This window comes from Streptomyces sp. NPDC048191 (assembly GCF_040652655.1).
In the GTDB taxonomy this organism is placed as follows: Bacteria; Actinomycetota; Actinomycetes; order Streptomycetales; family Streptomycetaceae; genus Streptomyces.
In genome coordinates, this window is record NZ_JBEZMO010000005.1 from 100878 (window position 1) to 114268 (window position 13391).

Below are 13391 nucleotides of genomic sequence, written 5' to 3' on the forward strand. Positions count from 1 at the left end.
TCGGCGCAGTGCTGACCGTCGCGCTTGTCGGGCAGGCAACTGCGCTCATCATCCACCAAAATGAGCTCGACGAACTGCCGTCACAACGCATCGCACAGCTCATCGAGCACGCCCCGTCCGGCCCGCCCGGCCCCTCGGGCCCCTCTGGTCCGGCCGGCCCCACCGGCCCGACAGGAAAGCCCGGACGGCACGGGATGCATGGTCATCGCGGCAGAAGGGGTCACAGCGGCAGGAGAGGGAGGGACGGCAGGAACGGGCAAGTGATTCCCGCCCCGTCGCCGACCGAGACCGACTAGGCCGTCGCCGACCGAGACCGAGTAGAAGGAGCCCCCTCCGGCGTCCGGAGGGGGCTCCTCCCTGTGGAGCGTCGACGCGGAGCCGTTACCCGGCCGCGCGGCGGTACTTGCGCACCGCGAGCGTGCGGAAGACCAGGATGATCACGACCGACCAGATCAGCGAGGCCCACACGGGGTGCTGCATGGGCCAGGCACCGGACGCGTGGAAGCCCGGCGGGAGGTTGCCGAACATCTCGCGCGCGGCCTGCACGGTGGCGCTGAACGGGTTCCACTCCGCTATGTGCCGCAGGAAGGCCGGCATCTGGTTCGCGTCCACGAACGCGTTCGAGATGAAGGTCAGCGGGAACAGCCAGATCAGGCCGCCCGAGGTCGCCGCTTCAGGAGTGCGCACGGACAGGCCGATGAGCGCGCCGATCCACGAGAACGCGTACCCGAGCAGCAGGAGCAGGCCGAAACCGGCGAGGACCTTGCCGAGGTTCTCGTGCGTGCGCCAGCCGACGATCAGGGCGACGACCGCCAGGACGACGAGGGTGAGCGCCGTCTGGACCAGGTCGGCCAGGGTGCGCCCGGTCAGGACCGCGCCGCGCGCCATGGGCAGGGAGCGGAAGCGGTCGATGAGGCCCTTGTGCATGTCGTCGGCGATGCCCGCACCGGCGCCCGCCGTGGCGAACGTGACGGTCTGGGCGAAGATGCCGGCCATCAGGAACTCGCGGTACGCCTGGGTGGAGTTGGACGAACCGACCTGGATCGAGCCGCCGAACACGTAGGTGAACAGCACCACGAACATGATGGGCTGGATCAGCCCGAAGATGAGCATTTCAGGAATCCGGCCCATGCGGATCAAGTTCCGGCGGGCGATCACCAGGGAATCGCTCATGGCGCTCACTTCACCTGACCCTTCAAGGCTTCGCTGACGGTGCTCACTTCACGGCCTCCTTGCCGTTCGCCTCGTCCTGGCCGGCGCTCTCGGCCATGTGTCCTGTCAGCGACAGGAAGACGTCGTCGAGGGTGGGGCGGCGCAGCCCGATGTCGTCTATCTCGGTCCCGCGGGTGTCCAGCTCGCGGATGATCTCGGCGAGCAGCTTGGCGCCGCCGGTGACCGGGACGGTGAGCTTGCGGGTGTGCTCCTCGACCGTGACGTCGCCCTTGCCGAAGCCGCGCAGCACCTCCGCGGTGCTCGCGATGTGCTCGCGCTCGTGCACCACGACCTCGACGCGCTCGCCGCCCGTCCGGGCCTTGAGCTGGTCGGAGGTGCCCTTGGCGATGACCCGGCCGTGGTCGACCACCGCGATGTCGTGGGCGAGGTGGTCGGCCTCCTCCAGGTACTGAGTGGTGAGCAGCAGGGTCGTACCGCCGGAGACGAGCTGTTTGATGACTTCCCACAGTTGCTGGCGGTTGCGCGGGTCGAGGCCGGTCGTCGGCTCGTCCATGAACATCACCGGCGGCGAGACGACCAGGGCCGCGGCGAGGTCGAGCCGGCGGCGCATGCCTCCGGAGTAGGTCTTGGCGGGGCGGTCGGCGGCGTCCGCGAGGTTGAACTGCTCCAGCAGCTCAGACGCGCGCTGCCTGGCCGTCTTGGCCTTCATCTGGTAGAGCTGCCCGACCATCTGCAGGTTCTCCCGGCCGGTCAGGTATTCGTCGACCGCCGCGAACTGGCCGGACAGGCCGATGGAGCGGCGCACGGCGTCGGGGTCTTTCAGTACGTCCACGCCCGCGACGACCGCCTTGCCGCTGTCGGGGCGCAGCAGGGTCGTCAGGCAGCGGACGGCCGTCGTCTTGCCGGCGCCGTTCGGCCCGAGCAGGCCGAGGACCGTGCCTTCGGGCACGTCCAGGTCTACGCCGTCGAGTGCCCTTACGTCACCGAAGGTCTTCACCAGGCCTTCGGCATGGATGGCGCCTGGCATGTCTGTCTCCACGTCATCGGGGGATCGTCGTCAGGGATTCTTCGGAAGAGCTGGGTTCGCGCACCCGGATCCGCCCACGGATTTCCTGCGGGCAGAAGGCGGGTGGCCGACCACACCATAACGCGATGTATCGCGTCTCTCAATGGGATGGACCGGGTATTGACTCGAACGAGTGATCGGTCGGGTTCCGGGCCTGGAGCCGGGGCTCTCAGTCGATGACGGTGTAACCCGCGTCCCGCAGGGCCTGGCCGACCTCGGCGCAGTGCGCCGGGCCCTTCGTCTCGAGGTGCAACTCCACCTCCGCCTCCGTGAGCCCGAGCCGGGGATCGGTTCGGACGTGGCTCACGTCGAGGACATTAGCGTCGACCACTGACAACGCCCCCAGAAGTGTGGCGAGGGCGCCCGGGCGGTCCGTCAGCCGGAGCCGAACGGCCAGGTAGCGGCCCTGCGCGGCCATGCCGTGCCGCAGCACGCGCTGCATCAGCACCGGGTCCACGTTCCCGCCGGAGAGCACCGCGACGACCGGGCCCTCGAAGGCGTCCGGCGCGGCCAGCAGCGCCCCGACCGGGCTCGCCCCGGCCGGCTCCACGACCAGCTTGGCCCGCTCCAGGCACAGCAGCAGCGCGGCCGACAACTGGTCCTCGCTGACCGTGCGCACCTCGTCGACCAGGTCCCTGACGATCCCGAACGGCACCAGGCCGGGCCGCCCCACCTTGATGCCGTCGGCCATCGTCGCCGGGTTCTGCACCGACACCGGGCGCCCGGCGGCCAGCGAGGGCGGATAGGCCGCCGCGCCCTCCGCCTGCACACCGACGATCCTGACCTCCGGCCGGATCGCCTTCACCGCCACCGCGATCCCGGCCGCGAGCCCGCCGCCGCCGACACCGACGACGATCGTGCGCACCTCCGGGCACTGCTCCAGGATCTCCAGGCCGACCGTGCCCTGCCCGGCGATGATGTCCGGGTGGTCGAAGGGGTGGATGAACACCGCGCCCGTCTCGGCGGCGTACTCCTCGGCGGCGGCCAGCGTCTCGTCGACCACCTGTCCGTGCAGGCGCACCTCGGCGCCGTAGTCCCGGGTCGCGCTGATCTTGGGCAGCGGGGCGCCCTTCGGCATGAACACCGTGGAGTGCACACCGAGCAGCGCCGAGGCCAGCGCCACGCCCTGCGCGTGGTTCCCGGCACTCGCGGCCACCACGCCCATCGCCCGCTGCTCCGGCAGCAGCCCGGCGATGCGCACATAGGCGCCGCGCAGCTTGAACGAGCCGGTGCGCTGGAGGTTCTCGCACTTCAGCTGCACCGGCGCGCCGACCAGCTGGGTCAGGTGCCGGCTGCCCTCCATCGCGGTCACCCGTGCCACACCCGAGAGCATCTTCTGGGCGCCGCGCACATCGTCGAGGGTGACGGAACGCAAGGAGTCAGCCGTGCCGTAGCTCATGACTCCAGCATCGCAGTTCACGGTCGTACACGGCGGGTGTGACCAAGCTCCGAGACCGGTTTGCGCAGCGCCGGTACGGCCCGCCGCCGGGCCGCGTACCCTGTCCCCCAACCCAGCAGCCCTTCATGAAGCGAGCCTCCGGCCATGCCCACAACACCTGAAATGTCGATGGACATGACGACCGTCGGTGACACCGGTCTTCTCGACACCCTGCAGCACGAGGTGGCGGTGTTCGCCCGGCGTGCCGAACAGACGCGGCTCGGCGGGGTCGGGCAGGTGCGCAACTCCATGGACCGCGCGGCGTATCTGCTGCTCAACCGCCTCGACAAGGAAGGCCCGATGGGCGTCAAGGCGCTCGCCGCGAGCATGGGCATCGACTCCTCCACGGTCACCCGGCAGGTGGCTCCGCTGGTCGACACCGGGCTGGTCAAGCGCACCTCGCACCCCGAGGACGGGCGTGCGGTGGTCCTTCAGCTGTCCCCGCGCGGGGTGGCCCGGCTGGAGGAGGTACGTTCCTCCCGGCGTCAGCTGATGGCCGAACTGACGCAGGACTGGGCGCCGGAGGAGCGCGAACAGTTCTGCACGCTCCTGACCCGCTTCAACGGCGCGCTGTCCGCGCGGATGACGGTCGGGGGCGCGTCGGCGGAGCAGCCCCCGGCGTCCTGAGGGCGGACGCCCGCCGCGGCACGGACCGGTCGGTGCCGGAGTCTTGACCCCGGGCCTTCGCTGGCCTCATATGAGACGACCGGGTCCTGTGTCGTTCGTACGCGGTTCACCTGTCCCGTACCGGACAGGGCCCCTCTAGGGGGAGGCGCGGTGCGTGATCGGCAGGTGTCCCGAGGTGCCCGCCGGGCCCGGGAGTTCGAGGCGTTCGTCGCGGGCGCGGCCGGGCGTCTGCTGCATGCCGCCACGCTGTTCACGGCGGAGGCGCCGGACGCCAACCCGCGCGCGCGGCGCCTGCTCACGCACGCGCTCGCCCACACCTACGCGCGCTGGGACCGGCTGCACGGCGAGGATCCGTACGACTGCGCCCGCCAGTACCTCGCCACCCGCTTCGCACGTGCGACGTGGCACCGGCACGGCGCCTTCGGCCGCGCCCGGCCCGATCCGCGCTGCCCGCTCGCCGCGCTCACCCCGCAGGAACGGCTGATCCTGGTACTGCGCCTCTACGAAGGCGTCGCCGAGGAACAGGCGGCGGCCCTCCTCGGTCTCCCCGCGGACCGCGTCCACACCATCTGCGACCGCGCGACGGCCACCCTGCTCCATCCGGCCCGCGCCACCACGCCCCGTACGGCGGGCAGGGAGGTGGCGCCGTCATGAGGGTCGGTCCCGGGGGCACGGGCGCCCCTGAACCCCGGAGGAGGGGGAGGGCACGGTGAATCGGCCCGAACGGGAGGCCGCCGCGCGGCAGATCATGGAGCGGGCCCCGGCGCCGGTGCCGCCGGACCTGCGCGCGGAGGCGGTGCGCCGCGGCGAGCGCCTGCTGCGGCGCAGGCAGCTCGTGCGCCGGGTGCTGTTGCTGCTGACCTGCGCCGCGGTCGTCGCGTTCACCGTCTGGGCGGCCCGTGTGCACCCCTGGACGCAGCCACCCTCCCAGACGACTCCCCCGATCACCGGCTGGTGAGCCGAGCGGCTGAGGGAGTGCAGGTGCGGCTGGGGGCCGTGGCAGTCGCCGGTACGGCCGTGGGCCGACGGGCTGTCGCCGGTACGGCCGTGGACCGACGGGCCGTCGCCGGTACGGCCGTGGGCCGACGGGCCGTCGCCGGTACGGCCGTGGACCGACGGAAAACCGCCAGTACGACCGCGCGCCGACGGGATATCGCCGGTACGACCCGGCGCCGGGGGAATGGCAGGTACAGCCTCGGAGCAACGACCGTCGCCGGTACGGCCGTGCGCCGAGGTGGGTTGCGGCCCGCCCACGTAGCGGTGGGCGGGCCTGCTGTCCCCGGCGGGTGCGGCCCGTCGGGCAGCCGTTCCGCCGCCGGGCCCGGGCCGTCGGCTAGCCCAGGGCCTGCTGCAGGTCTGCCAGCAGGTCGTCGACGTTCTCGATGCCCACGGACAGGCGTACCAGGTCGGCGGGGACCTCCAGCGCGGAGCCGGCCGCGGAGGCGTGGGTCATCCGGCCGGGGTGCTCGATGAGGGACTCGACGCCGCCGAGCGACTCGCCGAGGGTGAACACCTTGGCGCGGTTGCACACCTCGACGGCGGCCTCCTCGCCGCCCTCGACCCGGAAGGACACCATGCCGCCGAACGCCTTCATCTGCTTCGCGGCGACCTCGTGCCCGGGGTGCTCGGGCAGGCCCGGGTACAGCACCTGGGTCACGCACGCGTGCCGGGTCAGCATGTCGGCGATCTTCGTGGCGTTCTCGCTGTGCCGGTCCATCCGCACGGCGAGGGTCTTGGTGCCGCGCAGCACCAGCCAGGAGTCGAAGGGGCCGGCGACGGCGCCCATCGCGTTCTGGTGGTAGGCGAGCTCCTCGCCGAGGCCCTGGTCGGAGACGATCAGCGCGCCGCCGACCACGTCCGAGTGCCCGCCCATGTACTTGGTCAGGGAGTGGACGACGACGTCCGCGCCGAGCGCAAGCGGCTGCTGCAGATAGGGCGTGGCGAAGGTGTTGTCGACGACGAGCTTGGCGCCCGCGTCGTGCGCGACGGCGGCGACGGCGGCGATGTCGGTGATGCCGAGCAGCGGGTTGGAGGGGGTCTCCACCCAGACGGCCTTGGTCTTCGGGGTGATCGCGGCGCGCACGGCGGCCGGGTCGCTGGTGTCGGCGACGGACCACTCCACGCCCCAGCGGGTGACGACCTTGGCGAAGAGGCGGAAGGTGCCGCCGTAGGCGTCGTTCGGGATGACCACGTGGTCGCCGGGGCTGAGCAGCGTGCGCAGCAGGGTGTCCTCGGCCGCCAGGCCGGACGCGAAGGCGAGGCCGCGGCGGCCGCCCTCCAGCGCGGCGAGGTTCTCCTCGAGGGCGGTGCGGGTGGGGTTGGCGCTGCGGCTGTACTCGTAGCCGCCGCGCAGCCCTCCGACGCCGTCCTGCTTGTAGGTCGAGACCTGGTAGATCGGCGGGACGACCGCGCCGGTGAGGGGATCCGCGGTGTTGCCCGCGTGGATCGCGAGGGTCTCGAAGTGCTGACTGATGTGCCTGTCGCTCATGAGCACCGAGCGTAGTGCGCTTGGCCGGATGCTGACGCCCGCACGGCTCGGGCCGCACCGGACGGAGGGATTTCCCCGTGTGGAACGGCAGGCGCTCCCGCGGAAACCGCCGCGGGTCCCACCTGTCATGGACCGGTCCGGAGTTTTCCACAGCTCCGCGGCGGGGTTGGCCAATTGTCGGCGACGTCTGGTTCGCTTGGGGGCATGGCGATTCTCTGGCTGCTGATGGCGCTGCTCATGCTGAGCTTCGTGCTGCTCTCGGTCGTGCGGCGCAGGCGCGGGGTGATCGAGCAGGTTCCCCCGGGACACCCGGACGCGGCCGACCCGGCGGCGTACGGCTTCGTGCGCCAGGAGGAGCTGGACGTGCGCATGCCCGGCCCGGACCAGGACCTGCTGGACGTCCTGGAGCTGGTGCAGCGCACCCAGGACTATCGCGCGGCCTCCCAGCTGCTGGCCGGCACCGAGACCGAGGGCGAGCTGCGCTGGCAGCGCGTGCAGGCCTTCGCGGGCGCCGCCGCGCTGGAGCTGCAGCAGCGGCCCGGCGGGATACACGAGACACCGGGCGGCCAGTGGCTGCGGGTGTGGCGGGCCGAGCAGCCCAAGGACGCGGGCGCCGCGGCCGTGTACGCGGAGTTCCTGGCGCAGCAGGCCTGGCGGACGTCGACGCCGGGCACGGAAGACTTCCGGATCATCATGGAGGAGGCGCGGGACGCGTGCGCGCAGGCGGCCCTGCTGTCCCCGGGCGACCCGGTGCCGTATGTCGTCGAGCTGTCCGTCGCCCGCGGACTCGCCTGTTCCCGGGACGAGTTCGAGCAGCTGTGGCTGAAGATCCTCGACCGCGCCCCGCACCACATGGGCGCGCATCTGGCCGCGCTGCACTACTGGTGCGAGAAGTGGCACGGCTCGCGCGCGCAGGCGTACGCCTTCGCCGAGGCGGCCGCGGCCCGCGCCCCGCAGGGTTCGCTGCTCGCCGCGCTGCCACTGTTCGCGGTCTTCGAGCACCTCCCCGAGGTGAACCTGGTCGCGGGCTTCTACCAGAGCGAGGTCGTCACCAGGGCGATGCACGGCGCCCTGCACGCGGTGCACTCGGCCCGCCCCGACGACCCGATGCAGGCGCACGTCCGCCATCTGCTGATCTTCTTCCTGGTCCGCGCCGAGCGCTGGCAGGAGGCCATGCAGCAGCTGATACACGTCGACGGGCACATCGGCGCGCTGCCCTGGACGCTGTCCGGCGACCCGGCGGGCGAGTTCGCCGTCTACCGTGCCCTGGCGGTGGCCGGTTACGAGGCCAACGGCGGCAGCCCGGCCACCCTGCCCGGCTGAGCCGACGGCCGCGGCCCGCACCCGGCGCCGTATCCGCATTGCCCTGCTGACCTGCGGTAGGGCATACTCCGGCATCCCCCCACACCGCACCACGCACACCGACGGACGTCGGTCCCGTGCTGCGCCATGTCCTGTTTCTGAGGTCCTGTGGGGGGATCTGCCCGATGGGCGCAACTCTGCGCGCGCTGCGCGCTCTCGTTCTGCTGCTCGGTTTCTATCTGCTGAGCCTCGTGCTGCTCGCGGCGCTGCTCGGTCTCGACATCGCCGCCTTCACCTGGGGACACGGGCCGGTCGCCGCGAAGATCGCCCTCGTGTCGGTGCTGCTCGCCGTCCCCGTCGTCCGCGGCTTGTTCATGCTGCGCACGCCCAAGGGTGAGGACGGCCCCGGCCTCCCGGTCTCGGAGGCCGACGAGCCCCGGCTGTGGACGCTGGTCCGGGACGTCGCGGCGGCGGCCGGCACCCGCGTTCCCGACCGGATCCTGCTCACCGGTGACGTCAACGCGTCCGTCAGCGAGGAACCGCGACTGCTCGGCCTGCGCCCCGGCCCACGCCGCCTGCACCTCGGCGTGCCGCTGCTGACCGGCCTGACCGAGGCCCAGCTGCGGGCCGTACTCGCCCATGAGTACGGCCACTTCACCGGCGGCGACACCAGGCTGTCCGCGCTGGTCGTGCGGGGCCGGGTGCAACTCGCCCGGGTCATCGGGCAGTTCCACGCCAAGGCGGACGGCAAGGTGGCCGCCGAACGGGCCCGGCAGGAGCAGGCCGCCGCCAAGCGGGTCGCCAAGGGCAAGAAGGCCAAGGCGGTCGACACCACCGGCTCCGGGGCGACGTACCGGCTGATGGCGGCGATCTACACCGCGTACGCCAAGTTCTACATGCGCGCCTCGCTCTCCACCGCGCGCGGCCAGGAGTTCGCCGCCGACCTGGCCGCCGCGCGGATCGCCGGGCGCGATGCGACGGCGTCGGCGCTGCGCGAGATCCCGGTGCTGTCCGCGTCCCACGGCTTCTACCTCGACTCCTACGCCACCCTCGGCCTGCAGTCCGGGCTGCTGCCGCCGCGCGGCGAGTTCTTCGGCGGCTTCGGCAAGCTGCTGACGGCTCGTGAGCTCGAGCTGGTGGAGCTGCGCACGGAGTTGCCCGAGGAGCCGGTCTCGCCGTACGACTCCCACCCGCCGATCGCCGAGCGGGTGCGCCGGATCGAGGCGCTGCCCGCCGACGGACGCACCGAGGAGGCCAAGGGCGCGGCCCTCGGCCTGCTCGCCGACCCGGAGCGGACCCTGGCCGCGCTGGAGGACGCCGTACTGACCGACGAGGTGCTCGCCTTCCGGCGCGCCGCCGGCTGGGAGGAGCTGCTGGACGTCTCGATGGCCACGGGTCTGTCCGCCGCGCATACCCCGCTGCACCGGGCGCTGGCCGACTACACCGGGCAGCCGCCGACGCCGGCCGCACTGCTGCAGGTCATCGACGAGGGACGGCTGTGGCGGCTGGCCGAGCGGCTGCCGCTGTCCGAGGAGGCGGCCGCCGCGAAGGGGCGGGCGTTCCGCGAGTTCGTACGGCCCGTGCTGGCCAGGTCGGTGCGGACGATGGTGCTGGCCGAGTTCAGCGCCCGTTCGCTGCTGCACTGGGAGTTCTCCTGGTCCCGGCCGGCCTCCGTACGACTGCCGGGCTGGGCTTCGCGGACCGCGCAGGGCGACGGCCCGGAGGCCGCGCTGGACGCGGCGGTGGACGCGGCACTCGCCGACGACCCCGACACCGCGCCCCTGCGCGCCCTGCTGCCCCCGGCGACCCAGGACGCCTGACCGGCACCCCGCTCCTTCCCCCGACGAACGACGAACGGACCGACCCCGCCGCTGACCGGTCTGGGCGAGCAGCGAGACACCCGCGCGTACCTCCGGATCGAGGTAGGCGTGGGGCCGGCGCCAGTATGCGGCGACAGCCGTCACGCCGAGTTGCCGGCGCTGGAGACCGTGGTGACCGGCCTGTAGGGCAGCAGGGAGAAGGCGGCCGGCCGGCGGTCGCCACGGGCCGAGTACCGGATCCGGGTACCGGGCCTCACGGCAACTCTTCGATCAGGCGGCGTAGTTCCGTGCGTTCCGCCTGCAACCGGGCGACTCGGTCGTCGAGTTCGGCCAGCCGGCCACGCAGTGCCTCGGCGACGCCCGGGCAGGGCGCGAGGGCCGGTTCCGTCCCGCCGTCGGCAGTGCAGGGCAACAGGGCGGCGACCACCCTGGTCGGCAGGCCCGCCGCGAGGAGGGTGCGGATGCGGCGGACGGTGCGGACGTCCTCCTCCGCGTACTCGCGGTAGCCGTTGGCGCGGCGGTGCGGGGTCAGCAGACCGGTGTGTTCGTAGTGGCGCAGGAGGCGGGGGCTGGCGCCCGTGCGGGCCGACAGTTCGCCGATCAGCATTCCCACCATCCGTTTCCCGGCCCGGCCGCTGTTTGACCTTGTCACCGTGTCAGGCTGCAACGCTCCCGCGCGGATCACTGTTCCACGGCTCCGAGGAGAGAAATGATCATCGATGCGCACGGGCATGTGCACGACCCCGTCGGTCTCCATCTCGCCGCCCTCGACGCGGCCGGCGTCGACAGGGCCGTCCTGTTCCCCACCCGTCCCCACCCCGAGCGCGCCACCGATCTGGCGGGCCTGCGCCGGGAGTTCGCCGTGCTGGACACCGCGCTCGGCGGGACCGGTGGATCGCGGGAGGCGTTCGCCGGCGCTCTGCAGGAGGTGGTCGCGGCCGTCGGCGCCCACCCGGAGCGGTTCGTCGGCTTCGGGTCCGTGCCGCTGGAGTTGCCGGACGCGGAGGTCGAACAGGCCGTCGCCGAGGACGTGGTGGGGCGGGGGCTGCGCGGGATCGGGGAGCTGACGCCCGCGCCGGGGCGGGCCGGCGCCGGCTGGAGCCGGTGCTGCGGGCCGCCGCCGACCACGGCGGGCTGCCGGTGGTCGTGCACGGGTTCGCGCCCACCACCGCGGAGGACCTGCGCACGCTCGCCGCCCTCTCCCGCCGCCACCCGCGCGTCCCGCTGGTCGTCAGCCAGCTGGGCGGCCTGCACTGGATGGAGGCCATAGAGCTGGTCCGGGACACGCCCGGCATGTACCTGGAGCTGTCCACCGCGTTCCTGGTCCTCGCCGTACGGCTCGCCGTCCGCGAGCTCCCCGAGCGCGCCCTCTTCGGCTCCGACGCCCCCTACGGCGACCCGGTCGTGGCGCGTACGACCGTGGAGCGGGCGACGCGGTCCGCGGAGGTCCGCGAGCGGGTCCTCGGCGGCAACGCGGCCGCCTTGCTGGGCATCACCGGGGACGCCCGCTAATTCCGGCGACGCCGACGGCCCCTTCCCCGTACATTCACCGCTCGCGGAGCCATGGACGAGCGGGCAGGGGAAGGAAACGGGTGAGCACATACCTGATCGGCGGCGGGTGGGACACGGCGGAGGTGTACGAGGCGTTCGTCCGTGCGGCCGGCGAAGACCGGCGCATCGGGTGTCTGGTCGTCGACGAGGGGGACGGGGCGGCACAGTTCGAGCGGTACGCCGAGGTGCTGCGCCGGGCGGGGGCGTACACACCCGTGCCGTTGCTCGTGCCGCTCGGCGGCCGGTTCGAGGCGGAGGCCGCGCTGGACGGTGTCGACGGGCTGCTGGTGTGCGGTGGGCTGACGCCCGCGTACCAGGAGGCGCTCGCCGGCTGCCTGGAGCGGCTGCCGCAGCTGCTGGCCGCGCGGGGGATGCCGTACGCGGGCTTCTCCGCCGGTGCCGCCGTGGCCGCGCGGCGGGCCGTGGTCGGCGGGTGGCTGATGGACGGCGTACCGGTGTGCCCGGAGGACACCGGGGAGGACCTGGCGGAGGTCGAGGTCCGGGCGGGGCTGGGGCTGGTGCCGTTCGCGGTGGACGTCCACGCCGCCCGGTGGGGGACCCTCGCGCGGCTGGTCGCGGTGGTCGGGCGGGGGGACGCTCCGTACGGGGTCGCCGTGGACGAGAACACCGTGCTGGAGGTGGCGGGCGGCGAGGTCCGGGTGGCCGGGCTGGGCCGCGCCCATGTCGTACGGCCTGACGAGGGCGGGGGTGTGCTCGTGCGGGCCTGCCGCGCCGGCGAGCGGTTCGGCCTGCCCGGGGCCCCGGGCTCCGGGTGAGGGGCGCGGGCACCCGCCCGCGCCCCTGCCGGACCGTCCGGACCGGTCAGATCGTCGCCGTGTCGATCACGAAGCGGTAGCGCACGTCGCTGTGCACGACCCGCTCGTACGCCTCGTTGATCTGGTCGGCGCGGATCAGTTCGATCTCGGCACCCAGGTTGTGCTCGGCGCAGAAGTCGAGCATCTCCTGGGTCTCCGGGATGCCGCCGATGCCGGAGCTGCTCAGGCTGCGGCGGTGGCCGAACACGGAGGACAGCAGGATCCGGACCGGCTCCTCGGGGATGCCGACGTTGACCATCGCGCCGTCCGTGCGCAGCAGGGACAGGTACGCGTCGAAGTCGAGCGGTGCCGAGACGGTGTTCAGGATGATGTCGAAGGTGCCCTTGAGGTCCTCGAAGGTCTTCGGGTCGCTGGTGGCGTGGTAGTGGGTGGCGCCCAGCTTCAGCCCGTCCTCCTTCTTGCGGAGCGACTGGGACAGGACGGTGACCTCGGCGCCGAGCGCCGCCGCGATCTTCACGCCCATGTGGCCCAGGCCGCCCAGACCCACCACGGCGACCTTCTTGCCGGGGCCGGCGTTCCAGTGCTTGAGGGGCGAGTAGGTGGTGATGCCGGCGCACAGCAGCGGGGCGGCCACGTCGAGGGAGAGACCGTCCGGAATGCGGACGACGTAGTTCTCGTCGACGACGATCTTCTTCGAGTAGCCGCCGTAGGTGGGCTGCCCGTCCTTGCCGACGGAGTTGTACGTCCAGTTCGGGCCGCCGCCGGTGCAGTACTGCTGCAGACCGGCCCTGCAGTTGTCGCACTCGCGGCAGGAGTCGACCATGCAGCCGACGCCCACCCGGTCCCCGACGGCGTACTTCGTGACACCCGGACCGACCTCGGAGACGACGCCCGCGATCTCGTGACCGGGCACCATCGGGAAGATCGCCGTGCCCCAGCCCTCCCGGGCCTGGTGGATGTCGGAGTGGCAGATACCGGCGAACTCGATGTCGATCAGGACGTCGAACTCACCGACCGCACGCCGCTCGATCGTGGTCCGCTCCAGCGGGGCCTTGGCGGCGGGCGCGGCGTAAGCAGCAACAGTGGTGGTCATGCCGGGTTCTCCTAGCGATATCAGCGCGCCCGGCTGCCTTCCGCCGGGCACACGAAC

At 72.6% G+C, this 13391-nt stretch carries 13 protein-coding genes; 7 read left to right on the forward strand and 6 right to left on the reverse strand.

Going from position 1 to position 13391, the window contains the following annotated elements:
* Positions 1 to 381: 381 nt before the first annotated feature.
* From AB0D93_RS10990 to ilvA, 3 genes are all read right to left on the reverse strand, one after another.
* A complete protein-coding gene (locus AB0D93_RS10990; RefSeq protein ID WP_362116556.1) occupies positions 382 to 1173 on the reverse strand; it encodes an ABC transporter permease in 792 nt (263 codons plus the stop codon).
* A gap of 43 nt (positions 1174 to 1216) precedes the next feature.
* Positions 1217 to 2200 carry an ATP-binding cassette domain-containing protein gene (locus tag AB0D93_RS10995; RefSeq protein WP_362116559.1) on the reverse strand — a complete coding sequence of 328 codons (984 nt, stop codon included), beginning with the start codon at positions 2198 to 2200 and terminating at the stop codon, positions 1217 to 1219.
* Positions 2201 to 2408: 208 nt separating this feature from the next.
* On the reverse strand, positions 2409 to 3638 hold the full coding sequence (gene ilvA, locus AB0D93_RS11000; RefSeq protein ID WP_362116562.1) for a threonine ammonia-lyase: 1230 nt from the start codon (positions 3636 to 3638) through the stop codon (positions 2409 to 2411).
* A gap of 162 nt (positions 3639 to 3800) precedes the next feature.
* Here ilvA and AB0D93_RS11005 point away from each other — a divergent pair, with 162 nt between their 5' ends.
* The 3 genes from AB0D93_RS11005 to AB0D93_RS11015 all read left to right on the forward strand — a co-directional run bounded on the left by AB0D93_RS11005 (position 3801) and on the right by AB0D93_RS11015 (position 5262).
* Positions 3801 to 4304, forward strand: a complete 504-nt coding sequence (locus tag AB0D93_RS11005; RefSeq protein WP_362117224.1) for a MarR family transcriptional regulator — start codon at positions 3801 to 3803, stop codon at positions 4302 to 4304.
* Positions 4305 to 4454: 150 nt separating this feature from the next.
* Positions 4455 to 4958: a sigma factor-like helix-turn-helix DNA-binding protein gene (locus tag AB0D93_RS11010; protein WP_362116565.1), complete on the forward strand. Its 504-nt coding sequence runs from the start codon at positions 4455 to 4457 to the stop codon at positions 4956 to 4958.
* A 55-nt stretch (positions 4959 to 5013) separates the two neighbouring features.
* On the forward strand, positions 5014 to 5262 hold the full coding sequence (locus AB0D93_RS11015; protein ID WP_362116568.1) for a hypothetical protein: 249 nt from the start codon (positions 5014 to 5016) through the stop codon (positions 5260 to 5262).
* A 375-nt stretch (positions 5263 to 5637) separates the two neighbouring features.
* On the opposite strand, the gene AB0D93_RS11020 is transcribed toward AB0D93_RS11015, so the two are convergent.
* Complete coding sequence (locus AB0D93_RS11020; RefSeq protein WP_362116571.1) at positions 5638 to 6792, reverse strand: cystathionine gamma-synthase; 1155 nt, start codon at positions 6790 to 6792, stop codon at positions 5638 to 5640.
* Between the two features lie 204 nt (positions 6793 to 6996).
* Between AB0D93_RS11020 and AB0D93_RS11025 the strand changes: the two genes are divergently transcribed.
* Both AB0D93_RS11025 and AB0D93_RS11030 read left to right on the forward strand, forming a co-directional pair.
* Positions 6997 to 8115 carry a hypothetical protein gene (locus AB0D93_RS11025; protein WP_362116574.1) on the forward strand — a complete coding sequence of 373 codons (1119 nt, stop codon included), beginning with the start codon at positions 6997 to 6999 and terminating at the stop codon, positions 8113 to 8115.
* Positions 8116 to 8279: 164 nt separating this feature from the next.
* Positions 8280 to 9914 carry a M48 family metallopeptidase gene (locus tag AB0D93_RS11030; protein ID WP_362116577.1) on the forward strand — a complete coding sequence of 545 codons (1635 nt, stop codon included), beginning with the start codon at positions 8280 to 8282 and terminating at the stop codon, positions 9912 to 9914.
* 253 nt (positions 9915 to 10167) lie between these two features.
* On the opposite strand, the gene AB0D93_RS11035 is transcribed toward AB0D93_RS11030, so the two are convergent.
* On the reverse strand, positions 10168 to 10521 hold the full coding sequence (locus tag AB0D93_RS11035) for a MerR family transcriptional regulator (RefSeq protein ID WP_362116581.1): 354 nt from the start codon (positions 10519 to 10521) through the stop codon (positions 10168 to 10170).
* 38 nt (positions 10522 to 10559) lie between these two features.
* Between AB0D93_RS11035 and AB0D93_RS11040 the strand changes: the two genes are divergently transcribed.
* Both AB0D93_RS11040 and AB0D93_RS11045 read left to right on the forward strand, forming a co-directional pair.
* On the forward strand, positions 10560 to 11426 hold the full coding sequence (locus AB0D93_RS11040; protein ID WP_362116584.1) for an amidohydrolase family protein: 867 nt from the start codon (positions 10560 to 10562) through the stop codon (positions 11424 to 11426).
* Positions 11427 to 11506: 80 nt separating this feature from the next.
* Complete coding sequence (locus tag AB0D93_RS11045; RefSeq protein WP_362116587.1) at positions 11507 to 12241, forward strand: Type 1 glutamine amidotransferase-like domain-containing protein; 735 nt, start codon at positions 11507 to 11509, stop codon at positions 12239 to 12241.
* A 46-nt stretch (positions 12242 to 12287) separates the two neighbouring features.
* On the opposite strand, the gene AB0D93_RS11050 is transcribed toward AB0D93_RS11045, so the two are convergent.
* The gene (locus tag AB0D93_RS11050) at positions 12288 to 13334 is read right to left on the reverse strand and encodes an NAD(P)-dependent alcohol dehydrogenase (protein ID WP_362116590.1); all 1047 of its coding nucleotides are present in this window, start codon (positions 13332 to 13334) and stop codon (positions 12288 to 12290) included.
* Positions 13335 to 13391 lie beyond the last annotated feature (57 nt).